This is a genomic window from Sphaerotilus sp., assembly GCF_041083715.1.
Lineage (GTDB): Bacteria > Pseudomonadota > Gammaproteobacteria > Burkholderiales > Burkholderiaceae_C > Sphaerotilus.
In genome coordinates, this window is sequence record NZ_JBFPGY010000106.1 from 1 (window position 1) to 20260 (window position 20260).

The following is a 20260-nucleotide window of genomic DNA, read 5'->3' on the forward strand; positions in this document are numbered from 1 at the left end:
CGACGGCAGGGCCACGCTCTACCGCCAGTGGCTGCACGAAGGCTGGGTGGTGCACGCCCACACCCGCAGCGTTGCGCCCGGTGTCCGCCACAACGCGGCGATGAACCGCCGGCGCGGCCAGCCGGGCCGGGCGATCCAGTACCCGCTGGTCGCGCCGCCGCCCGGCACCTTCCATGCGGACTGGCAGGCCGAGCGACTCGAACCGTGGAAGGACGCCGTGCGCGACCTGCTGCGCTGGATGCAGACGCACCCCGAGCGCGCGCCGCAGCAGATCAGCTGCGAGTTCCTCCCGTTTCCGGACTATGGTGGCGGGGCGCGGTATTCGATCTGGGACAACAACGTGGCGTGCGCGCGGTGGCTGCGCGAGGAGTGGGCGGCGGTGCGCAGCAGATCGACATAGGCGCTGTCGATCAGCGCGCTGGCCGGGATGTCGAGAGCGGCCATCAGCGCCTGTGCTTCCTGTTCACCGGCCTCGGCCGGTTCACCCTCGTGCAGCACCACCTCCAATTCCATGAACGTGCCCAGGCCCTCGACCTGGTCCAGGTGCACCCGCGTGCGCTCGACGAGGTAGAGCGTGCGCTGCTTGATGACGCGGCCGGTCTGGCCGTGGGCGCGTGTCAGCACCTCGCGCAGCGAGTCGGGTTCGGCGGTGGGCGTGATGGCGTAGAACGAGGTCTTCGGGCCGGTCTGGTCGACGCGCTGGTAGAAGATCAGCTCGCCGTGCCCGTCGCCGAAGTCGCGCAGCTTGAGCCGGCCGTTCGGGCAGGCGAAGAAGGTGTCGTCCTGCGCGATCCTGGCCGGCCCGGCGGTGGACAGGAGGCCGACGCGGCGGGCCAGGGCCTCGAGGTCGGCGATGCGGGCCTTGATTTCGATGTTGCGTGCCATGGCCGTGCGCCTGCGTTCAGTGCCACATCCAGAGCAGCAGGTTCAGCGTCAAGAACGACCCCAGCGTCGTGCCGAGCAACGCGGCGGCGCTGAAGCCTTCATGGCCATGGCGTTGCGCCAGGATCGGGTAGATGCCCATGATCGGCATCGCGGCGGTCATCACCAGCGCGGTGCGCAGCTCCGGCACCAGGGCGGGCAGGCCGAAGGCCGCACCGGTGGCCAGCGCGCCGAGGATGCACAGCGGGTGCAGCACCAGCTTGCCGGCCATGATCGGCCCGACCTGGCGCCCCATGCCGGCCAGCGACAGTCCGTGCAGCGCGCCACCGATCACGAACAGCGACAGCGCGCTGCTGGCCTGTGCGAACAGCGTCACCGTGCGCGCCAGCGGTGCCGGCAACTGCCAGCCGATCGCCGATGCGAGGAAGCCCAGCACCAGGCCGATGATCATCGGGTTCGTCGCCAGCCGGGCCAGCGACTGGCCCACCACCCGGTACCAGGGCAGGTGCTGCGAGTCGCCGCGGTCGGCCAGCGCCAGCAGCAGCGGCAGCAGGATCAGGTTCTCGACCAGCATGTTCAGCGCCAGCGCCACCCCTGCGACCGCCGGCATCAGCAGCAGCATGATCGGGTAGCCGACGAAGCCGCTGTTCGGACAGGCCATGCCCATGGCGCAGACAGCGCTCTCCGACCACGGCTTGCCGGCCAGGCGCCGCGCCCAGACCATCGCCGCACCGACCAGCACCAGCGAGCCGGCAGCGTAGACCAGCAGATAGCTGATGTTGAGCACGTCGGCGATGCGGCGCTGGCTCAGCGCGTTGAACAGCAGTGCCGGCAGCGCCAGCTGGATGACGAACTTGCCAAAGGCCTTCAGCTCGGCCTTGGCAAACACCCCCAGGCGCGTCAGCAGGTAGCCGACGGCGATGATCAGGTAGATGGGGAAGGTGATGGACAGGATGTCGAGCATCTGTGCGGCGCGAAGGACAGGGGCCGGCAGTCTAATCCCCAAGTCCCTGTGTCCGGACGGCTGGGGGTCGGTGGTCGGGTTGGAAATGCGTTTTTGACGTGGCGCCGGAATGGAAACTATCATCGACTCGGTTTCTCCATGGATACCCGAACGACCGAGCGCACCTGTGCTGCCTAGAATGAACGCCGATGAACGCGAATGAACCCAGGATGACGGTCGATCTGCTGCTCAAGCGCATTTCCGACGAATACGAGGCGCTCAGCCGCCAGCTCAAGCTGATCGGCCGCTATGTCGAGCAGCACCGCGACCACCTCGGTCTGGATGGCATCCAGGATGTGGCGGCCCACTGCGGCGTGCAGCCTTCGGCGGTGGTGCGCTTCGCCAAGCACTTCGGCTTCACCGGCTTCACCGAACTGCAGCGGGTGTTCCGCGATGGCCTGTCGCAGCAGATCGCGCCGGGCCGCAACTACAGCGCCCGCATCCGCGACGTGATCGAGTCCGGCGCACCCAACCTGAACGCGGCGCAGATCGCCCACGAGTTCCTCGGCGGCAGCCTCGCGGGCATGCAGGAGCTGCAGAACACGCTGGACGAAGTCGCGTTCGGGCGGGCGGTCGATCTGCTGGCCGACACGCAGGCGATCTGGATTGTCGGCTCGCGGCGCAGTTTTCCGATTGCGGTCTATCTGGACTACGCCCTGCAGCACACCGACAAGCGCATCGGCCTGGTCACCGCGCTGGGCAGCATGCACGAGGGCCAGATGCGCTCGGTGCGCGCCGGGGACGTGATCATCGCGATCTCGTTCGCGCCCTATGCCGAGGAGACCGTCACGGTCGCGCAGCAGGCGGTGCAGCGCGGTGCGCGGCTGGTGGCGCTCACCGACAGCCGCATGAGCCCGCTGGCCCGCGAGGCCGAGGTGGCGCTGATCGTGCAGGACAGCGCCACCTTCGGTTTCCGCTCGCTCACTGCGACGATGGGCCTGGCGCAGAGCCTGTTCATCGCGCTGGCGTACCGGCTGGAGCTGCCTTATCGACCCACGCAGGTGGCCGGGCGGACCCTCAGTCCGTGATGTAGCCGGGGTGGCGCTGGCGGATGGCGTCGGCGACGAGGAGTGTGCCGCTGAGGTGGTCGCGCAGCGCTTGCTGCGCCGCTGAGGTGTCACGGGCGGCGATGGCGGTGACGATGCGCGCGTGGTCCGCCAGGATCGCCTGCATCTTGCCCTGCGCCGGCAGGTGCAGCAGGCGCAGCCGGTCCACTTGCCCGCTGCGCTGGCGCACCAGTTCGGCCAGCTCGGCCACGCCGGCCGCGGCGAGCATGGCTTCGTGGAAGGCCCGGTCGGCGCGCACGAACTGCGCGGCGTCTCCGGCCTGCATGGCCTGCTGCTGCTGCGCGATCAGGGTGTGCAGCACCGGCACCAGCGTCGCCACCGCCTCGGCGTCCTGACCGGCCAGGGTCGCCACGACCTCCAGCTCGATCGCCCGCCGCAGGAAATGCGCTTGCCGCGCCGCGGTCAGGCCGATGCGGCTGACGACCGTGGCGTGCTGCGGAAAGATGTCCACCAGGCCCTCTTCGCCGAGCTTGATCAGGGCCTCGCGCACCGGTGTCTGGCTCACGCCGAACGAAGCGGCCAGCTCGGCCCGCGACAGGAGCGTGCCTGGCGCGAGTTCCAGCGTCAGGATCGCTTCGCGCAGCCGCTCGAAGACCTGCGGTGTCGCTTGGCGGGTGCGGTCGAGTCGGAATGGAGGCAGGGCAGGTACGGGCATCAGAGGCGATTGTAGGTGGCCCGCCAGCGGCGGTTTCGGGACAAACGGGCATTGACGTATTAATATATTAGTGCGTCAATGCCGGGCATGATGTCTCGCCGCTCCCCTGACTCCCTGCGCAGCGCCCGCTGGTTTGCTCCCGACGACTTCCGCTCCTTCGGCCACCGTTCGCGGGTGATGCAGATGGGCTTCGCGCCGATCGACTGGAAGGACAAGCCGATCATCGCCATCGTCAACACCTGGAGCGACGCGAACCAGTGCCACACGCACTTCAAGCAGCGCGTCGAGGACGTGAAGCGCGGCGTGCTGCAAGCCGGGGGCTTCCCGCTGGAGCTGCCGGCGATCTCGCTGTCGGAGTCGATGGTCAAGCCGACCTCGATGCTCTACCGCAACTTCCTGGCGATGGAAACCGAGGAGCTGCTGCGCTCGCACCCGGTCGATGGCGCGGTGCTGATGGGGGGCTGCGACAAGACGACGCCGGGGCTGGTGATGGGCGCGCTGTCGATGGGCCTGCCGTTCGTCTACCTGCCCGCCGGCCCGATGCTGCGTGGCCACTGGAAGGGCCAGGTGCTCGGCTCCGGCTCCGACGCCTTCAAGTACTGGGACGAACGCCGCGCCGGCCGCCTGTCCGACCAGGCGTGGCAGGAGATGGAAGCCGGCATCGCCCGCAGCCACGGCACCTGCATGACGATGGGCACGGCCGCGACGATGATGGGCATCGCCGAGGCGTGCGGCTTCACGCTGCCGGGCGCGTCGTCGATTCCCGCGGCGGACGTGAACCACATCCGCATGAGCGCCGAATGCGGCCGGCGCATCGTCGAGATGGTGTGGGACGACCTGACACCGGCGCGGATGCTGACACGGGCGAACTTCGAGAACGGAATTGCCTGCGCGATGGCGATGGGCTGCTCGACCAACGCGGTGATCCACCTGATCGCGATGTCGCGCCGCGCCGGCCACCCGGTCACGCTCGACGACTTCGACGCCTGCAGCCGCCACGTGCCGGTGGTCGCCAACATCCGGCCTAGCGGTGACGCCTACCTGATGGAGGATTTCTACTACGCAGGCGGCCTGCCGGCGATGCTGGAACAGATCCGCCCGCACCTGCGCACTGACGCGCTGACCGTCAACGGACGCACGCTCGGCGAGAACATCGCGGGCGCCGAGACCTACGACGACGACGTGATCCGCCCGGTCACGAACCCGATCTACGCCGAGGGCGCCCTGGCCGTGCTGCGCGGCAACCTGGCGCCGGACGGCGTGGCGATCAAGCCCAGCGCCTGCGCCCCGCACCTGCTGCAGCACACCGGCCGGGCGCTGGTGTTCGATGACTACCCCTCGCTGAAGCAGGCCGTCGATGACCCGGACCTCGACGTGACCGGCGACGACATCCTCGTGCTGCGCAACGCCGGGCCGAAGGGCGCGGGTATGCCGGAGTGGGGGATGCTGCCGATCCCGACCAAGCTGCTCAAGGTGGGCGTGACCGACATGCTGCGCCTGAGCGATGCGCGCATGAGCGGCACGAGCTACGGCGGCTGCCTGCTGCACTGTGCCCCGGAGGCGGCGGTCGGCGGGCCGCTGGCGCTGGTGCAGACCGGCGACACGATCACCGTCGATGTGCCGGCCCGCACGATCCACCTCAACCTCAGCGACGACGAACTCGCCGCCCGCCGCGCCGCCTGGACGCCGCCACCACCGCGGTACGAGCGCGGCTACGGCTGGCTGTTCGGCCGCCACATCCTGCAGGCCGACCAGGGCTGCGATTTCGATTTCCTCGAAACGGGCTTCGGCGCCGCGGTGCCCGAGCCGGACATCTTCTGACGTCGCCTTCGACGCTGACCTACCGGGAACCTGTCATGACCTCACGCCGCACCGTCCTGAAATCCGCCGCCGTGCTGGGCGCTGTTGCCCCCGCCGCCTGGGCTGCACCGTCGGCCACGCCGGCATGGCCGAGCAAGCCGCTGCACCTGATCGTGCCGTTCCCCCCCGGTGGCTCGTCCGATTTCATCGCCCGGCTGATCGGCAAGCCGCTCGGTGACCTGCTGGGCACCACGGTCGTGGTCGAGAACAAGGCTGGCGCCAACGGCATCATCGGTGCCGCCACCGCCGCGCAGGCCACCGACGACCACACGCTGCTGCTGTCGGACATGAGCTCGCTGGCGATCAGCCCGCTCGTCACCAAGGAGATGCCCTACAGGCCGGAGCAGCTCAAGGGCGTGACGATGCTGGCCTACTCGCCGCACCTGCTGGTGGCGCATCCGTCGGTGAACGCGTCGAACATGGCCGAGCTGGTGGCGTTGTCCAGGACCAGGCCGCTGAACGTGTCGTCGGCCGGCTCCGGCTCGGCGAATCACCTGGGGGTGGTGGACATCGCGCTGCGCTCGGGACTGCAGTGGCAGCATGTGCCGTTCCGCGGCGGCTCGGCAGCGCTGGGGGACACGGCAGCGGGCAACACGCAGCTGTGCCTGAACGGGATGCTGGCGACACTGCCACTGGTGCAGTCCGGGCGGCTCAAGCTGATCGGCGTGTCCAAGCGCACACGCATGGCGCTGATCGGCAACGTGCCGACGCTGGCCGAGCAGGGCGTGAAGGACTTCGAATCCGGCACCTACCAGGGGGTGGCCGTGCCTGCGACGATGCCGGCGGCAATGGCCGAACGGCTGGCGGCGGCGCTGGTCGCGGTGATCCGCCAGCCAGACGTGCGCTCGCGTCTGACGGGGGCCGGTGCCGAGGTCATGACGACGACGCCGAAGGAAACCACCGAGTTCCTGCAGCGCGAAAGCCGCCGCTGGGCGCAGGTGATCCAGCAGGCCGGCGCGCAACTGGAAGGCAATGCCTGAGATGGCTGCTCCGACCTGCTCGATCGATGCGCTCGAAGCCTTCGGCGCGGCCCTGTTCACCGCCGCCGGCATGGAGGCCGACAAGGCCACCAGCGTGGCGCGCCTGCTGGTGCGCACCGACGCGATGGGCCGGCGCACGCATGGGCTGGCGATGGCACCGCTGTACCTGGCCGAGATCGCCAAGGGCAGCATGCGCGTGCAAGGCGAGCCGCAGATCGTGCGCGACACCGGGCTGACGGCGGTGTGGGATGGCGACTACCTGCCGGGGCTGTGGCTGATGGAGCGTGCCCTCGGGGTGGCCATGTCCCGCGCTGCGGAGCACGGGCTGGCCGCCATCGCCCTCCGCCGCACGCACCACATCGGCTGTCTGGCTGTGCTGGTCAAGCTGGCGGCGGACCAAGGCTTCATGGCGCAGATTTACAACTCCGACCCCGCTGGCCGCCGCGTCGCGCCCTACGGCGGCACCGAGGCGGTGTTCACGCCCAACCCCTTCGCCATCGGCTACCCTGGCGCCGAGCACCCGGTGCTCGTGGACATCTGCGCGTCGATCACCACGACCTCGATGACGCGCCAGACCCACGCGGCCGGCGTGCAGTTCGAGCACCCGTGGCTGCTCGACGCACAGGGCGTGCCGACCTGCGACCCCGCCGTGCTGGAGCACACCGAGCCGCGCGGTTCGATCCAGCTTGTCGGTGGGCAGGAATATGGCCACAAGGGCTACGGGCTGGCGCTGATGGTCGAGGCACTGTCGCAAGGACTGTCCGGTCACGGTCGGCTCGACGGGCCGACACGCTGGGGCGGCAACGTCTTCCTGCAGGTCCTCGACCCCGATTTCTTCGCTGGCCGTGACGCGTTCGCCGCGCAGATGGACCACCTGTCCGAGCGCTGCCGCAGCAACCGGCCGATCCGGGCCGACCGGCCGGTCCGTCTGCCCGGGGACCAGGCGGCGGCCGGTCTGGCGCAGGCCGAGGCCGATGGGCTGCAGCTCGACGACGCCACGTGGCAGCAGCTTGCGGCCTGCGCCGATCGCCTGGGCGTGCCGCTTCCTTGATGCTTCCGGAGCTTCCCATGACCGCCATGAATCCCGATACCCGTGCCCGGCTGATGACCGTCAGCACCGCCACGCTCTGCACCGCGCTGTTCAAGCGCGGTTTGCGCAACCAGTGCATCCAGGACGTGCGCCCGCTCAACCCGGCGCTGCCGAACATGGTCGGGCCGGCGTACACGATGCGCTACATCCCGGCGCGGGAAGACCTGAACCCGATCGGCGTCTTCCTCGACCCGAAACACCCGCAGCGGGTCGGTGTGGAGGAATGCCCCGAGGGCGCCGTGCTGGTGATCGACAGCCGCAAGGATGCACGCGCTGCCTCGGCGGGCGGCATCCTGGTGGCTCGGCTGATGCAGCGCGGCGTGGCGGGTGTGGTGACGGACGGCGGGTTCCGTGACTCGACGGACATCGCCAGGTACACGATGCCCGCCTACCACCAGCGCCCGAGCGCGCCGACCAACCTGACGCTGCACCAGGCGCTCGATCTGAATGTGCCGATCGGCTGCGGCGATGTGGCGGTGTGGCCGGGGGACATCGTGGTCGGTGATGGCGAGGGGGTCGTCGTTGTGCCTGCGCACTTGGCCGATGAGGTCGCCGTCGAGGCGGTGGAGATGACCGCCTTCGAGGACTTCGTGCAGGAACAGGTGATGCAGGGGCGCTCGATCATCGGCCTGTACCCGCCGACGCTGGAACAGAGCCGCGTCGATTTCGCCGCTTGGCGGGCCGCCCGCGGGCGGTGAACCGTCCCATTTCAACAGGAGACAACCCATGAACAAGCTGCAGAGCCGGTGGTCGATCCACCGAAGGTCGGTCCACCGAACCCTGGTCGCCGCAGCGGCTGGTGTCCTGGCGCTGTGTGCCCTGCCGGCGCTGGCCCAGTCGGACTATCCCAACAAGCCGGTGAAGATCATCAGTCCCTTCCCTGCGGGAGGGACCAGCGACGTCATGGCCCGGATCGTTGCCGACGCGCTGGGCAAGGAGCTTGGCCAGCCGTTCGTGGTGGACAACATCGGCGGCGCGGGTGGCACCATCGGCACGCTGCGCGGGGCCAAGTCCGCGCCCGACGGCTACACGCTGATGCAGACCGGCGTCGGCCAGAACGCGGTGGCCCATGGCCTGAACTCCACGCTCGGCTACGACTCGATGCGCGACTTCATCCACATCAGCCAGGTCAACTCCGGGCCGAATGTGCTCGTCGTCAACGCCAGCACGCCGTACAAGACCTTCGGCGAACTGGTGGACTACGTGCGCAAGAACCCCGGCAAGCTGAACTACGGCTACACCCACGCGGCCTCGGGCCACATGGCGATGGAGCTGCTCAAGCAGGAGGCCAGCAAGTGCCTGCCCACGGTCAAGAACTGCAATGGCTTCTTCGTGGTCGGCATTCCCTACCGTGGGGGCGGCCCGATGATGCAGGATCTGCTGGGCGGCCAGATTCCGATGATGTTCATCAACCAGGATGTGGCGCTGCCCCATGTCAAGGCGGGCAAGCTGCGGGCGCTGGCGGTCAGCAGCCTGCAGCGCAACCCCCTGTACCCGGACGTGCCGACGGTGGCCGAGAGTGGGTTCCCCGGCTTCCAGGCGCTGTCGTGGTCGGGCCTGTCGGCGATCAAGGGCACGCCGCAGCCGATCGTGGACAAGCTGGACGCGGCGATGAAGAAGATCATTGCTTCGCCCGAGATCAGGCAGCGGCTGGAGTCGGTGGGCTTCGTGGTGCCGCAGACCGGATCGAAGCCGTACACCGACTTCGTCAAGGCCGAGATCGACCTGTGGTCCAGGGTGATCAGGGCTGGCGGCATCAAGCCGGAGTGAGCGGCCCGACCGGTGTGGCCCTGGCCCCGGACCAGGATCACGCGGTTCGCTGCGTCAGGAAGTGGTCGCGTGCCGCCTGGGTGATGGCGACCACACAGGGGTGGGTGATGCGCTGCTCGACCGAGATGGCGAAGAACTGCTCGACCAGGGCCTCCGACCGCCCCACGACCTCGACGCCGTACTGCGTGCAGGTTTCGTCCTCCAGCACCGTGGGGGCCATGAAGAGGCCGCGGCCCTCGGCCCCGAAGGCCTTGAGCAGCGCCGAGTCATCGAATTCGCCGACCCGCCGCGGACGCACGCCGTGCTCGGTCAGCCACAGGTCCAGCCGCTGGCGGATCGCCGATGCAGCGCCCTGGATCAGCATCGGCGCGCCGTCGAGGCACTGCGGAAAGGGCCCCTGCAGCGTCGCCTTCAGCGCAGGCGTTGCAAAGAATCCCATCGCGGTCGTGCCCAGCGGGTGGCTGTAGGCCTTGACGCTCAGGTTCGGCCCCATGGCCTCGTCGGCGATCACCAGGTCGAGCCGGTGCACCGCGAGCTGCGCCAGCAGATCGGCCAGCTTGCCTTCGTGGCAGATCAGCCGCACGGGGTCGTGCCCGTCCAGTGCGGGCTCCAGCAGGCGGTAGGCGATGGACTTGGGCACCTGGTCGGCAATGCCGACGCGGAACTCGAGTTCCGCCCGGCGGCGACCGGACTGGCCGATCGCTGCTTCCAGCTCCGCGCCGAGCGCGAAGATCTGGTCGGCGTAGCCGAGTGCAGCCCGGCCATCGTCGGTCAGCTCCAGGCCGCGCCCGCGCTTGCGGAACAGCGCACAGCCGAGGCTGTTCTCCAGCAGCTTGATCTGGGTCGACAGGGTCTGCGGCGTGGTGTGGATCTGCTCGCTGGCGCGCACCACGCCACCGGCCTTGGCAGTGGCCCAGAAGTAGTACAGGTGCTTGAAGTTCAGGTCAGCCGCCGAGCTTCGACAGGTCGCGCACGGCGCCCTTGTCCGCCGAGGTGGCCAGCAGCGCGTAGGCCCGCAGCGCCGCGGAGACCTTGCGCGGGCGCGGCAGCACCGGCTTCCAGCCCTTGGCGTCCTGCTCGGCGCGGCGCACTGCCAGCTCCTCGTCCGACACCAGCACGTTGATCGAGCGGTTCCGGATGTCGATGCGGATGCGGTCCCCCTGGCGCACCAGCCCGATCGCGCCGCCCGCCGCCGCTTCCGGCGAACAGTGGCCGATCGACAGGCCCGAGGTGCCGCCGGAGAAGCGGCCGTCGGTCAGCAGCGCACACGCCTTGCCCAGGCCCTTGGACTTGATGTAGCTGGTCGGGTAGAGCATTTCCTGCATGCCCGGGCCGCCCTTGGGGCCTTCGTAGCGCACGACCACGATGTCACCAGCCTTGACCTTGTCGGCCAGGATGTCGGCCACGGCCTCGTCCTGCGACTCGGTCACGTAGGCCGAACCCTCGAACACCATCAGCGCGTCGTCCACGCCTGCCGTCTTGACCACGCAGCCGTCGAGCGCGATGTTGCCGCGCAGCACGGCCAGGCCACCTTCCTGCGAGAAGGCATGTTTGCCGGAGCGGATGCAGCCTTCGGCGCGGTCGAGGTCCAGGCTTGGCCAGCGGGTGTCCTGGCTGAACGCAACCTGGGTCGGGATGCCGGCGGGACCCGCGAGGTAGAAATGCCGGACGGCTTCGCTCGGATCGCGGGCGATGTCCCACTGGTCCAGCGCGTCCTTCATGGTCGGCGCGTGGATGGTCGGCACGTCGGTGTGCAGGCGGCCGGCGCGGTCGAGTTCACCCAGGATGGCCATGATGCCGCCGGCGCGGTGCACGTCCTCGATGTGGTACTTCTGCGTGTTCGGTGCGACCTTGCAGAGCTGCGGCACGACGCGCGAGAGGCGGTCGATGTCGGCCATCGTGAAGTCGATCTCGGCTTCCTGGGCGATGGCCAGGATGTGCAGGATGGTGTTGGTCGAGCCGCCCATGGCGATGTCGAGCGTGATTGCGTTCTCGAAGGCCTTGAAGCCCATCGAGCGCGGCAGCACCGAGGCGTCCTCCTCCTCGTAGTACCGCTTGCACAGGTCCACTGCCATGCGGCCGGCGCGCTTGAAGAGCTGTTCGCGGTCGGCGTGCGTGGCCAGCACCGTGCCGTTGCCCGGCAGCGCCAGCCCCAGCGCCTCGGCCAGGCAGTTCATCGAGTTGGCGGTGAACATCCCCGAGCACGAGCCGCAGGTCGGGCAGGCCGAACGCTCGACCTGGGCCACTTCCTCGTCCGACACCTTCGGGTCGGCGGCCATCACCATTGCGTCGATCAGGTCGAGCTTCTTGAACTCCATGATGTGCGTGGTGGGGTTGGCGAGCTTGGTCTTGCCTGCCTCCATCGGTCCGCCGGAGACGAAGACCACGGGTATGTTCAGGCGCATCGCGGCCATCAGCATGCCCGGCGTGATCTTGTCGCAGTTGGAGATGCACACCAGCGCGTCGGCGCAGTGGGCGTTGACCATGAACTCGACCGAATCGGCGATCAGGTCGCGGCTGGGCAGCGAGTACAGCATGCCGTCGTGGCCCATCGCGATGCCGTCATCGACAGCGATGGTGTTGAATTCCTTGGCCACACCGCCTGCAGCCTCGATCTCGCGGGCCACCAGCTGCCCCAGGTCCTTCAGGTGGACGTGACCGGGCACGAACTGGGTGAAGGAATTGGCAATGGCGATGATCGGCTTGCTGAAGTCGCCGTCCTTCATGCCGGTGGCGCGCCACAGGGCGCGGGCACCGGCCATGTTGCGGCCGGCGGTGGAGGTCTTGGAACGGTAGGCGGGCATGGGCAGCTCTCGGAATGGGATGGCCGAACGGGCGAGGGAGTGATTTTGGCCCAGTCGGCCGGTCCGGTGGTGCCAGGGGCGTTGGGTGCGACCTGATGTGGAGACGGGTTCTAGGTCAATGCTTCTGTTTTCAAGAAGTTCATCTTCTGTTTAATTGACTGTACGCGAAGTGTCGGGGCCTCTAGATTGCACCCATGGAATTCCTCTTCGACCCCCATGTCTGGATCGCCTTCGCGATGCTCACCGCCCTGGAAATTGTCCTGGGCATCGACAACATCATCTTCATCTCGATCCTCGTCGGCCGATTGCCGTCCGAGCAGCGCGATCTGGCGCGGCGACTCGGCCTCGGATTCGCGATGGTGTCGCGGCTGCTGCTGCTCTTCTCGCTGAGTGCAGTGATGGGCCTGACGGACGATCTCTTCACCGTGCTGGGCACAGGTCTCAGCGGGCGTGACCTGGTGCTGCTCGGCGGCGGCCTGTTCCTGCTCTACAAGGCTTCGCACGAGATCTTCGTGGAGGTCGAGGCGCGCGAGGAAGACGGCCCGCCACCGTCGGACCCTGCCGTGCTGAAGGCGGCGGGCCGGCGCGCGCTGTGGGCAACGGTCGGCCAGATCGGCGTGATCGACATCGTCTTCTCGCTCGACTCGGTGATCACCGCGGTCGGCATGGTGGACCGGCTTGGCGTGATGGTGGCGGCCGTGATCGCGGCGGTGGGCGTGATGCTGTTCGCTGCCAAGCCGATCGGCGACTTCGTGGATGCCCACCCGTCGGTCAAGGTGCTGGCGCTGGCCTTCCTCGTGATGGTGGGCATGGCGCTGATCGGCGAGGCGCTGGACCTGCACATCCCGAAGGGCTACCTGTATGCGGCGATGGCGTTCTCTCTGGGCGTGGAAGCGCTCAACATCCGTGCCCGCGCCAAGCGCCAGAGCCTCCGTGAGGCCGCAGCCAAGGACGCGGTGACCGTCGCAGTCTGACCGGCTGCCGTCAGTCGGTCAGGTAGTGCCCGCCGCGGATGTTTTCCGCGCAGAACAGGCGGAACTCGTTGGGTTCGGCCGAGGCGGGCTGCTCCACATGGCCGCTGGCATGCAGCAGGTGGTGCAGCGCGCTGGCGATCTGGCCATCCGGGTCCTGGTCGATGACGAGGTCGAGCAGACCCAGGCGCAGCAGCGTGCGGTGTTCGTCGCTGAGTTCGTGTCCGACCCAGACCGGCCGCTCGGCCGGCGCCAGCCGCTGCAACTCTGCCGCGATGCCCGCCGATCCCGCACCGCTGTGGTAGAGCCCGATCAGCGGCAGGCCGTCGCGCTGCGCGTCCGCCAGTGCCTGGCGCAGCGCGAACTGGCAGCGATCGGGGTCATCATGGCAGGGCACTGGTACGCCCGGATCGATCAGCGGATGGCGCTCGGCCAGCACCTCGGCGCAGCCGCGCTGGCGGTCGACATGGGCGCGGTAGTCGAGCGTGTTGGCCAGCCGCAGCACACGACCCGGGCGGGCGGCCAGCCGGCCGATGAAGTGGCCGGCGGTACGGCCAGCGCCGAGGTTGTCGATGCCGGCGTAGTGCAGGCCGGGTACATCGCCGATGCGGCTCATCAGCGTCACCACCGGCACGCCCTGGTCGATCTGCTGGCGCAGCGCGGCGCGCACCGGGGGTGTGTCGTGCAGGGCCACGACCAGCCCGTCGCGGCGGTGACGCGGCCGGGTGAGGAGTTCGTCGAGCTGCGCGGCGTCGGTGGCTTCCACGACGTGGCGGTGCACCAGGATGCGGCGGTCCAGCATCTGCGCCGACCGGGTCAGCGCGAAGTCCAGGCGGCGGAAATAGGGCGTGGTGCTGCGCGCCAGCACCACGTCGAAACGCGTCAGCCCGTGGCGGGTGTCGGGCAGCACGCGCGGCACGCCGAGCCGCTGTGCCGCGGCGATCACGCGCGCCGTGGTCTCGGCCGAGACGCCGCCGTGCTCGTTCAGCACCCGGTTGACCGTGGCGGTGCTGACGTGTGCAGCGGCGGCGATGTCGGTGAAGCGGGCGCTGCGCTTGCGGCGGGGGAGAACGGGTTCAGCCATCCCGCCGTGATGCCACGTTCAGGCGGCGCTGGCAAGCGCGGCAACGCCGGCCTGCAGGTGCGCCATGCTGGCAGCCAGCCGCGCCTCGATGTCGGTGGCGGCCGCGATCTCTTCCGCGAACGGCTCGTAGGAAACAAAGCCGGTGTAGCCCGCGTCCAGCAGCGTGCGCAGTTGCGCGATGTTGCCCAGGCGGTCCGCGCCGCCGACCAGCACGCGGTGGCCGTCGCGCAGGTCGGGCACGGTCACGGCCGCGTCCTCGACGCCGGAGATGTGCACCAGCCCGGTCCATGCGGGAAAGAACAGTCCTTCGCCCGCCAGGTGGTGGTGGAACGTGTCATGGACCAGGCGGAAGGTGCCGTCGGCATCGATTGCCTCGAAGGCGCGCACGGCCTGCGACTTGCGGCGCACGGCGCATTCCTCGAAGCCCAGCGGCTCGACCAGTCCGATCAGGCCGTGGTCGTTGAGGATCGGCTTCAGCGAGGTCAGCGCGTGGACCAGCGCGGCGTGGCGCTCTTCGGCGGTGCGCTTGTCACCGCGGTTGTTGGTGGGGCACAGCACCAGCGCCTCGGCGCCGCAGTCGCGGGCGTATTGCGCCATGGCGATGGCCTCGGCCTCGCGCTCGGCGGTGAACTGCTCGAAGCGCTGCAGCGCGTTGATCGAGCGGATCGTCAGGCCGTGGGCCTTGGCGATGGCGCCGATCTCGGTGGCGGGCACGCCGTCGCCGATCTCGATGCCGGGCAGGTCGTTGCGGATCTCGATGGCGGTCACGCCCAGACGGCGCGTCATCGCGGCGAAGTCCGCGAAGCGCAGGCGCGGCACGGCCATGCGGTTGAGGGCGAAGTGGAGGTGGTTGGTCATGGGCGGTCTCGCTCGGTGGGTGGGATCCGCCCGCACTCTATGGACCCCCGCGGCCTTGCGCAGCGTTTGCGTTGATCAAATCTGATCAGAGTCCACCGACCGGCCCGGGTGCGCTGGGACGGCGGCGGTTGACTGTGACTTTCATCGCGTCCGGCAGTGGCGCGGTCTGGCCGGCGTCGTGCTGCACCACCCGTTCGCCCGAGGCTGCTGCCGTGGGTGCCGCTGCCCGCTCGGCCAGCCGCGCCGACCGGGCATCGGCCATGCGCTGGCGGACCTCTTCTGCCGGGCTGACCGGCAGCGTGTAGAGAACCTGGCCATCGGCCAGACCCAGCGTGACCGCGTCGGCGGTCACTCCGCGCAACAGCAGCGCCGATCCGGCCACGTGCGTGCCTTGGGGCTGGGCCTGCAGCTGGCCATCCAGCAGCAGTGTCGCCTGCGGTGGCCGGGCCTCCGGCTGGGTCGATACCAGCACGATGCCGGGCGGCAGGGTCGCCGGTCGCTGGGCGAGCGTGGCTTCCGGAGAAGGCGCCTGCGTGGGCGTGGCGGCCGATGTGGGTGCCGACATGGACAGGACAGGCGGTGCCACGTCGGCCGCGGTGTCGTGCGCGGCCTTTGGTGCGAGCAGATACAGGCCGATGCCGCCAGCCGCTGCCAGCAGGAGCGCGAAACGCCGAACCGGGTGTGTTGGTTTGGATAACTGTTTCTGCTTCATGGTTATTCCATTGTTTCTTGACAAGACTTCTTGAGGCTTTGGCTATTTTCTTGCAAGTGGCTGTTTTCTGATGAAACCAGGCCCACCTGAATCAATGATGAAGATGAGGGGTAGGGTTTGGATGAACTTCTCCTCTGCGCAGGGCTTTGTTAAGATGATTCAAGATGTAATTTTGTAAACAAAAGAAAACTATTTCATGCGTTCCCTGTCCCTGTTACCACGGTTCTCTCCGCTCCTGGTGTTGTCGATGGCGCTGCTCTTGGTGGCGCCCGCGCAGGGGCACACGTCCACAGCGGGCGCCGATGCCACTGCGGTGCACCGCAGCGAGCAGCGCTACCAGGTGCCCACTGTGAAGGTCCTCACGGCCGATGGTCGGGCCCAGGCACTGCGACCGCTGCTGGACGATGGCCGGCCAGTGGTGCTGACCTTTCTGTACACGTCCTGCACCACGGTCTGTCCCGTGACCAGCCATGTGATCGACGAGTTCGTGCGTGCACTTGGTGCCGAGGCGCCGCAGGTCAATGTCGTGTCGGTGTCGATCGACCCGGACCACGACACCGTCACCCGCCTCGCCGAACACGCCCGCAGCCGTCGTGCCCAAGGCACCTTCGTCACCGGTGACCCGCAGTCTTCGGAGACGGTGCAGCGTGCCTTTGATGCCTGGCGTGGCGACAAGATGAACCACGACGCGGTGATCTTCCTGCGCGCACCCGCCAGCCCGGTCTGGGTGCGGCTGGACGGGCTGGTCAGCCCGCGCCGCCTGCTGGACGAATACCGCCGGCTCAAGCCCGCGTGACCGATCTCTCCTGCCCATTCCGCTCACTTTCCCGACTTCGCGAGACCCCCATGCCTGACCATCTCGATACGCCCCGCACCAGCCGCCGCCATTTCCTCCGCTTCACTGCTGGCGCCGCTGCGGCGACGGCGTCACTGACCATGGCACCGACCCGGGCGCTGGCGGCGGTGCAGGGCACCAACACCCGCTGGGCAGTGACCTCCGATCCCGTGCTGTGGCAGCAAGCCTGGACGCGCCGCTTCACCAACGTGCTGCCGAATCCGCTGGCGACGGCTGGCATCTACAAGCCCACCGTCGGTGCATCCGACTACACCATCGGCGCCGGCCAGGCCACTGCGGATGTGCTTGGCGTGCCGGGCATCGCCACCACCATCTGGGGTTACGCCAACCAAGAGACCGGTCCGACCTTCCCGGGTCGCACGCTGCAGGTCAGCAAGGGCGTGCCGATCACCGTCCACTGGGTCAACCGGCTCGTCAATGCCAGCGGCCAGGCGCTGCCGCACATCCTGCCCGTCGACCAGACGATGACGATCCAGACGCCGACCACCGGCGTGCCGCTGGCGGTGCACCACCACGGCAGCAGCTCGGCGGCCGAATTCGACGGCGGTCCCGACCAGTGGGCCACGCCGCTGCGCCGCCAGACCGGGCCGGGCATCAATGGCAACGCAGTGCAGGTCAGCACGGCCGAGGCCGTCACCTACGTCTACGACAACAACCAGGAAGCCTCGCTGCACTGGTACCACGACCATGCTGAAAGCCTCACTGGAGTGAACGTGCAGGCGGGCCTCGCCGGGCTCTATGTCGTGCGCGATGCCAACGAGAAGGCGCTGCAGGCCTCGTGGACGATTCCAGCTGCACAGCATGAAGTTGCGCTGGTGTTGCAGGACCGCACCTTTGACGCCCAGGGCCAGTTCGTCTACTCGGCCAATCCGGCCAATTCGCCCACGCCGCTGCCGGGCAACTTCCCTGCCAACAATCCGAGCCACATGCCCGAGGTGTTCGGGGATGTGGTCCTGGTCAACGGCAAGGCCTGGCCGAGCCTGTCGGTGGAGCCGCGGCCCTACCGCTTCCGCATCCTCAATGGGTCGGATTCGCGTTTCTTCACGCTGAAGAATTCGGCGCCGACCTGGGTCCCCATGCACGTGGTCGGTACCGACCTGGGCTTCCTCAACAACCCGGTCGCGGTCGGTACGGCGGGGTTGACCATCGCGCCGGGCGAGCGCTACGACGTGGTGATCGACTTCTCGTGGGCCGTGCTGGTCGGCAACACGGTGGATCTGGTCAACTCGGCCGCTACGCCGTTCCCCCTGGGCGGTCCTCCGTCAGCGGGCACCGCGGCGGTCATGCGCTTCAAGGTCGGGTTGCTGGCCAACCTGCTGGTCCCGAAATCGATCATGAGCACGCAGAACACGCTGCGTGGCAGCAACGGCACGGCGGTGCTGGCGGCATCGGCGGGCGACACGGCGGCGACGCCGGTGCGCCGCATCCTGCTCGGCGAGGGCACCGACGAGTACGGCCGCATCAACCCGATGCTGGGCATCTACGATCCGACCGGCACCAACAACCTGGGCACCCAGGGCTTCAACGACCCGGCCACCGAGACGCCGAAGCTCGGCAGCACGGAGGTCTGGGAGTTCTGGAACACCACGGTGGATGCCCACCCGGTCCACCTGCACCTGGTCAAGTTCCGCATCAAGAACCGCCAGGCCTTCACCGGCACGATCCAGTCCACGGCCATGCGCAACGGCTGGTCTGGCGTGCAGCTCCAGCCAGGGGCCACGCTGAGCGGCACGGCGCTGGCACCGGCGGCGACCGAGAACGGCTGGAAGGACACCGTGGTCTGCCCGCCAGGCCAGGTCACGCGCATCGTCATGACCTTCGACCGCCCCGGCAAATTCGTGTACCACTGCCACATCCTGTCGCACGAGGACCACGACATGATGCGCTGGTACCAGGTCGCCTGATCAGCGGTTGGCGTTGAGCACCGGCGACATCGGCACCAGCGTGCGGTGGTCTGGCGGTGCCCAGCCCTGCAACTGGCCGACCTGCGCTGCAACACGCTGACCCTGGCCCAGCGACAGCCGCAGGTAGGCGCCGGCCGCGGCGCGGTTGTTGACCCCCGCTTCGAGCCGCTCCAGCAGGTGTTCCGCCGACCATGCGCCGCGGCTGCGCTGGAGCGCGTCGGTGAAGAAGTACGCGGCGGCGTAGACCTCGCCCTGAAGAGGTGTGGCCAGCATCGGGTCCAGACCGATGGTGCGCAGCCACGGCTGCAGGCCGGTGACCGCCGCGGCGCGGAACCGATCCGGCGTGGACCGCAGCGATGCCCAGCGCACCCGCGGCCGCCACGCAGGGGCCAGATCCAGCGCCTCGGGTGGCGCCAGTTGCGCCGACAGCCAGACCGCGGGCAGGGCGTCTGCGCGCCGTCCGTCGGATGGTGTGGCGAGCAGCGTCCGCACTTGTGGCGGCGCCAGCCAGGCGACCACCAGCTCGCCCGCTGCCGCCAAAGGTTGACCAGTGGCCACCGGCTGCAGGCGCAGATCCCGCAGTTGCACGTCCGGGGCATCCGGTGCCAGCGTCGTCCGGAAGGTCTGGGCCGCATCGCGTCCAGGGTCCGAATCGAACCAGACCTGCAGCCTGGTGGGTGCGGTGGTCAGCGCGGCCACGGCGCGGGCGGCGACCCGCGCTTCGGCGGTCAGTCCCTCGGACAGATAGAGCGCGTGGTGCTGTCCTGCGGGTGCCGAGGCCGGCGTGCCGTCGATCAGCGGAAACACACACGGCAGCGAGGCCGCCTCGCAGAACGCCTCGACGGGCGCCCACTGCGCTGCCCCGGCCCCGGCGCCGGAGACCACGGCGTACACCGGCTGCGTCGCGAGTTGCCGCTGCAGCTGCGTGCGCCACCCGGCCGGATCACCCGTCAGCCGCCAGACGTGCAGCGCCACGCGCACGTCGCCGAAGGTCTGCTGGCGCGCCCAGGCCGACAGCGTCGTCTCCAGCGCCTCGCGCCGCGCAGCGGGCGCATCGGGCGTGACGATGGTGGCGACGTGCAAGGTGTTGTCCACCAGCCCCCGCAGCGACGCACCGCCGATCGGGCCGAGCTGCTGCAGCCAGGCCAGCAGATCAGCGACGGCCGCATCGTCAAGGTCGTAGCGTGGCATCCATGGCGCCAGCGTCCGTCCCGCCGGATCGATGCCCGCGCGCAGCGCCCGCGCGAAGCTGTCCACCGTGTAGGCGGGGCGGGTCTCGGTCCGCGTGCCCGCGATCTCGATGCCTGACGCCGCGCGTCCCGCGGCCAACGACCGACCGGGTGCGAACAAGCTGGCCTGCGTGATCGGCGGCACCCGCAACCGGCCTTCCTGATCGCCCATGCCGCTGCGCCGGTGGCACTGTGCGCAGGCGGCTGCCGTGCCCGTCATGTCGGGCAGATCGGTGCGCCGGGCGCGCAGCGCGCTGCCGTCCGGCAGCCGGCCGTCCAGGTGGATCGCCCGGCCTGGTGCTGGATCGCCAGCGTCCGGTGTTCCAGCATGTGCGAAGGGCAGGCCGATGGCCAGCAAAGCGGCGACAAGATGTTTCATGCAGGCAGTGTGCCGCAGCGCAGGGGCCGGTGAATCGTTCAAAAATATGTTCCATGGAAAACACCAATGGAAAAATATTTCCAAAATCGAGGCTCCTCGCTATAGTTCCGACCCAAGGACGGCCCGGCCCCCGTGGTCGTCAACGCCCCATTCCCC

At 68.8% G+C, this 20260-nt stretch carries 18 protein-coding genes and 1 pseudogene; 10 read left to right on the plus strand and 9 right to left on the minus strand.

Annotation, left to right across the window (positions count from 1 at the left end; translation table 11 throughout):
• Positions 1 to 400, plus strand: a pseudogene (locus AB3X43_RS05170) (xylose isomerase); the annotation flags it as partial.
• Here the strand turns inward: AB3X43_RS05170 and AB3X43_RS05175 are convergent.
• Both AB3X43_RS05175 and AB3X43_RS05180 read right to left on the minus strand, forming a co-directional pair.
• A complete protein-coding gene (locus tag AB3X43_RS05175; RefSeq protein WP_369428801.1) occupies positions 301 to 885 on the minus strand; it encodes a class IV adenylate cyclase in 585 nt (194 codons plus the stop codon). The pseudogene AB3X43_RS05170 and the gene AB3X43_RS05175 sit on opposite strands and share 100 nt — an antisense overlap.
• 16 nt (positions 886 to 901) lie before the next feature.
• Positions 902 to 1846, minus strand: coding sequence for an AEC family transporter (locus tag AB3X43_RS05180; protein ID WP_369428802.1), 945 nt, complete (start codon positions 1844 to 1846; stop codon positions 902 to 904).
• 188 nt (positions 1847 to 2034) lie between these two features.
• Between AB3X43_RS05180 and AB3X43_RS05185 the strand changes: the two genes are divergently transcribed.
• Positions 2035 to 2913 carry a MurR/RpiR family transcriptional regulator gene (locus AB3X43_RS05185; RefSeq protein ID WP_369428803.1) on the plus strand — a complete coding sequence of 293 codons (879 nt, stop codon included), beginning with the start codon at positions 2035 to 2037 and terminating at the stop codon, positions 2911 to 2913.
• On the opposite strand, the gene AB3X43_RS05190 is transcribed toward AB3X43_RS05185, so the two are convergent.
• On the minus strand, positions 2903 to 3607 hold the full coding sequence (locus AB3X43_RS05190; RefSeq protein WP_369428804.1) for a GntR family transcriptional regulator: 705 nt from the start codon (positions 3605 to 3607) through the stop codon (positions 2903 to 2905). The genes AB3X43_RS05185 and AB3X43_RS05190 overlap by 11 nt on opposite strands.
• Before the next feature lie 90 nt (positions 3608 to 3697).
• Here AB3X43_RS05190 and araD point away from each other — a divergent pair, with 90 nt between their 5' ends.
• The 5 genes from araD to AB3X43_RS05215 are packed head-to-tail and all read left to right on the plus strand — an operon-like array spanning position 3698 to position 9307.
• Positions 3698 to 5428, plus strand: a complete 1731-nt coding sequence (gene araD / locus AB3X43_RS05195; RefSeq protein WP_369428805.1) for an L-arabinonate dehydratase — start codon at positions 3698 to 3700, stop codon at positions 5426 to 5428.
• A 35-nt stretch (positions 5429 to 5463) separates the two neighbouring features.
• A complete protein-coding gene (locus tag AB3X43_RS05200) occupies positions 5464 to 6447 on the plus strand; it encodes a Bug family tripartite tricarboxylate transporter substrate binding protein (protein ID WP_369428806.1) in 984 nt (327 codons plus the stop codon).
• A 1-nt stretch (position 6448) separates the two neighbouring features.
• Positions 6449 to 7498, plus strand: coding sequence for an Ldh family oxidoreductase (locus AB3X43_RS05205; protein WP_369428807.1), 1050 nt, complete (start codon positions 6449 to 6451; stop codon positions 7496 to 7498).
• 26 nt (positions 7499 to 7524) lie between these two features.
• Complete coding sequence (locus tag AB3X43_RS05210; RefSeq protein WP_369428831.1) at positions 7525 to 8235, plus strand: ribonuclease activity regulator RraA; 711 nt, start codon at positions 7525 to 7527, stop codon at positions 8233 to 8235.
• Between the two features lie 28 nt (positions 8236 to 8263).
• Positions 8264 to 9307, plus strand: coding sequence for a Bug family tripartite tricarboxylate transporter substrate binding protein (locus AB3X43_RS05215; RefSeq protein ID WP_369428808.1), 1044 nt, complete (start codon positions 8264 to 8266; stop codon positions 9305 to 9307).
• Positions 9308 to 9344: 37 nt separating this feature from the next.
• Here the strand turns inward: AB3X43_RS05215 and nhaR are convergent, their stop codons facing one another.
• Positions 9345 to 10250, minus strand: coding sequence for a transcriptional activator NhaR (gene nhaR / locus AB3X43_RS05220; protein WP_369428832.1), 906 nt, complete (start codon positions 10248 to 10250; stop codon positions 9345 to 9347).
• Position 10251: 1 nt separating this feature from the next.
• On the minus strand, positions 10252 to 12111 hold the full coding sequence (ilvD, locus tag AB3X43_RS05225; protein WP_369428809.1) for a dihydroxy-acid dehydratase: 1860 nt from the start codon (positions 12109 to 12111) through the stop codon (positions 10252 to 10254).
• Between the two features lie 194 nt (positions 12112 to 12305).
• On the opposite strand from ilvD, the gene AB3X43_RS05230 reads away from it, so the two are divergent.
• Complete coding sequence (locus AB3X43_RS05230; RefSeq protein ID WP_369428810.1) at positions 12306 to 13085, plus strand: TerC family protein; 780 nt, start codon at positions 12306 to 12308, stop codon at positions 13083 to 13085.
• Between the two features lie 10 nt (positions 13086 to 13095).
• On the opposite strand, the gene AB3X43_RS05235 is transcribed toward AB3X43_RS05230, so the two are convergent.
• From AB3X43_RS05235 to AB3X43_RS05245, 3 genes are all read right to left on the minus strand, one after another.
• Positions 13096 to 14166: a LacI family DNA-binding transcriptional regulator gene (locus AB3X43_RS05235; RefSeq protein ID WP_369428811.1), complete on the minus strand. Its 1071-nt coding sequence runs from the start codon at positions 14164 to 14166 to the stop codon at positions 13096 to 13098.
• A gap of 18 nt (positions 14167 to 14184) precedes the next feature.
• The gene (locus tag AB3X43_RS05240; protein ID WP_369428812.1) at positions 14185 to 15024 is read right to left on the minus strand and encodes a TIM barrel protein; all 840 of its coding nucleotides are present in this window, start codon (positions 15022 to 15024) and stop codon (positions 14185 to 14187) included.
• A gap of 85 nt (positions 15025 to 15109) precedes the next feature.
• Positions 15110 to 15736: a hypothetical protein gene (locus AB3X43_RS05245; RefSeq protein WP_369428813.1), complete on the minus strand. Its 627-nt coding sequence runs from the start codon at positions 15734 to 15736 to the stop codon at positions 15110 to 15112.
• 247 nt (positions 15737 to 15983) lie between these two features.
• Here AB3X43_RS05245 and AB3X43_RS05250 point away from each other — a divergent pair, with 247 nt between their 5' ends.
• The gene (locus AB3X43_RS05250) at positions 15984 to 16532 is read left to right on the plus strand and encodes an SCO family protein (protein ID WP_369428814.1); all 549 of its coding nucleotides are present in this window, start codon (positions 15984 to 15986) and stop codon (positions 16530 to 16532) included.
• A 50-nt stretch (positions 16533 to 16582) separates the two neighbouring features.
• A complete protein-coding gene (locus tag AB3X43_RS05255; RefSeq protein ID WP_369428815.1) occupies positions 16583 to 18496 on the plus strand; it encodes a multicopper oxidase family protein in 1914 nt (637 codons plus the stop codon).
• Here the strand turns inward: AB3X43_RS05255 and AB3X43_RS05260 are convergent, their stop codons facing one another.
• On the minus strand, positions 18497 to 20104 hold the full coding sequence (locus tag AB3X43_RS05260; RefSeq protein ID WP_369428816.1) for a c-type cytochrome: 1608 nt from the start codon (positions 20102 to 20104) through the stop codon (positions 18497 to 18499). It lies immediately after the preceding gene.
• Positions 20105 to 20260 lie beyond the last annotated feature (156 nt).

What these genes read in the sequence shown, in the direction of transcription:
- AB3X43_RS05175 (WP_369428801.1), bottom strand. Translation starts at nt 885, where the DNA reads ATGGCACGCAACATCGAAATCAAGGCCCGCATCGCCGACCTCGAGGCC.
- AB3X43_RS05180 (WP_369428802.1), bottom strand. Translation starts at nt 1,846, where the DNA reads ATGCTCGACATCCTGTCCATCACCTTCCCCATCTACCTGATCATCGCC.
- AB3X43_RS05185 (WP_369428803.1), top strand. Translation starts at nt 2,035, where the DNA reads ATGAACGCGAATGAACCCAGGATGACGGTCGATCTGCTGCTCAAGCGC.
- AB3X43_RS05190 (WP_369428804.1), bottom strand. Translation starts at nt 3,607, where the DNA reads ATGCCCGTACCTGCCCTGCCTCCATTCCGACTCGACCGCACCCGCCAA.
- araD (WP_369428805.1), top strand. Translation starts at nt 3,698, where the DNA reads ATGTCTCGCCGCTCCCCTGACTCCCTGCGCAGCGCCCGCTGGTTTGCT.
- AB3X43_RS05200 (WP_369428806.1), top strand. Translation starts at nt 5,464, where the DNA reads ATGACCTCACGCCGCACCGTCCTGAAATCCGCCGCCGTGCTGGGCGCT.
- AB3X43_RS05205 (WP_369428807.1), top strand. Translation starts at nt 6,449, where the DNA reads ATGGCTGCTCCGACCTGCTCGATCGATGCGCTCGAAGCCTTCGGCGCG.
- AB3X43_RS05210 (WP_369428831.1), top strand. Translation starts at nt 7,525, where the DNA reads ATGAATCCCGATACCCGTGCCCGGCTGATGACCGTCAGCACCGCCACG.
- AB3X43_RS05215 (WP_369428808.1), top strand. Translation starts at nt 8,264, where the DNA reads ATGAACAAGCTGCAGAGCCGGTGGTCGATCCACCGAAGGTCGGTCCAC.
- ilvD (WP_369428809.1), bottom strand. Translation starts at nt 12,111, where the DNA reads ATGCCCGCCTACCGTTCCAAGACCTCCACCGCCGGCCGCAACATGGCC.
- AB3X43_RS05230 (WP_369428810.1), top strand. Translation starts at nt 12,306, where the DNA reads ATGGAATTCCTCTTCGACCCCCATGTCTGGATCGCCTTCGCGATGCTC.
- AB3X43_RS05235 (WP_369428811.1), bottom strand. Translation starts at nt 14,166, where the DNA reads ATGGCTGAACCCGTTCTCCCCCGCCGCAAGCGCAGCGCCCGCTTCACC.
- AB3X43_RS05240 (WP_369428812.1), bottom strand. Translation starts at nt 15,024, where the DNA reads ATGACCAACCACCTCCACTTCGCCCTCAACCGCATGGCCGTGCCGCGC.
- AB3X43_RS05245 (WP_369428813.1), bottom strand. Translation starts at nt 15,736, where the DNA reads ATGAAGCAGAAACAGTTATCCAAACCAACACACCCGGTTCGGCGTTTC.
- AB3X43_RS05250 (WP_369428814.1), top strand. Translation starts at nt 15,984, where the DNA reads ATGGCGCTGCTCTTGGTGGCGCCCGCGCAGGGGCACACGTCCACAGCG.
- AB3X43_RS05255 (WP_369428815.1), top strand. Translation starts at nt 16,583, where the DNA reads ATGCCTGACCATCTCGATACGCCCCGCACCAGCCGCCGCCATTTCCTC.
- AB3X43_RS05260 (WP_369428816.1), bottom strand. Translation starts at nt 20,104, where the DNA reads ATGAAACATCTTGTCGCCGCTTTGCTGGCCATCGGCCTGCCCTTCGCA.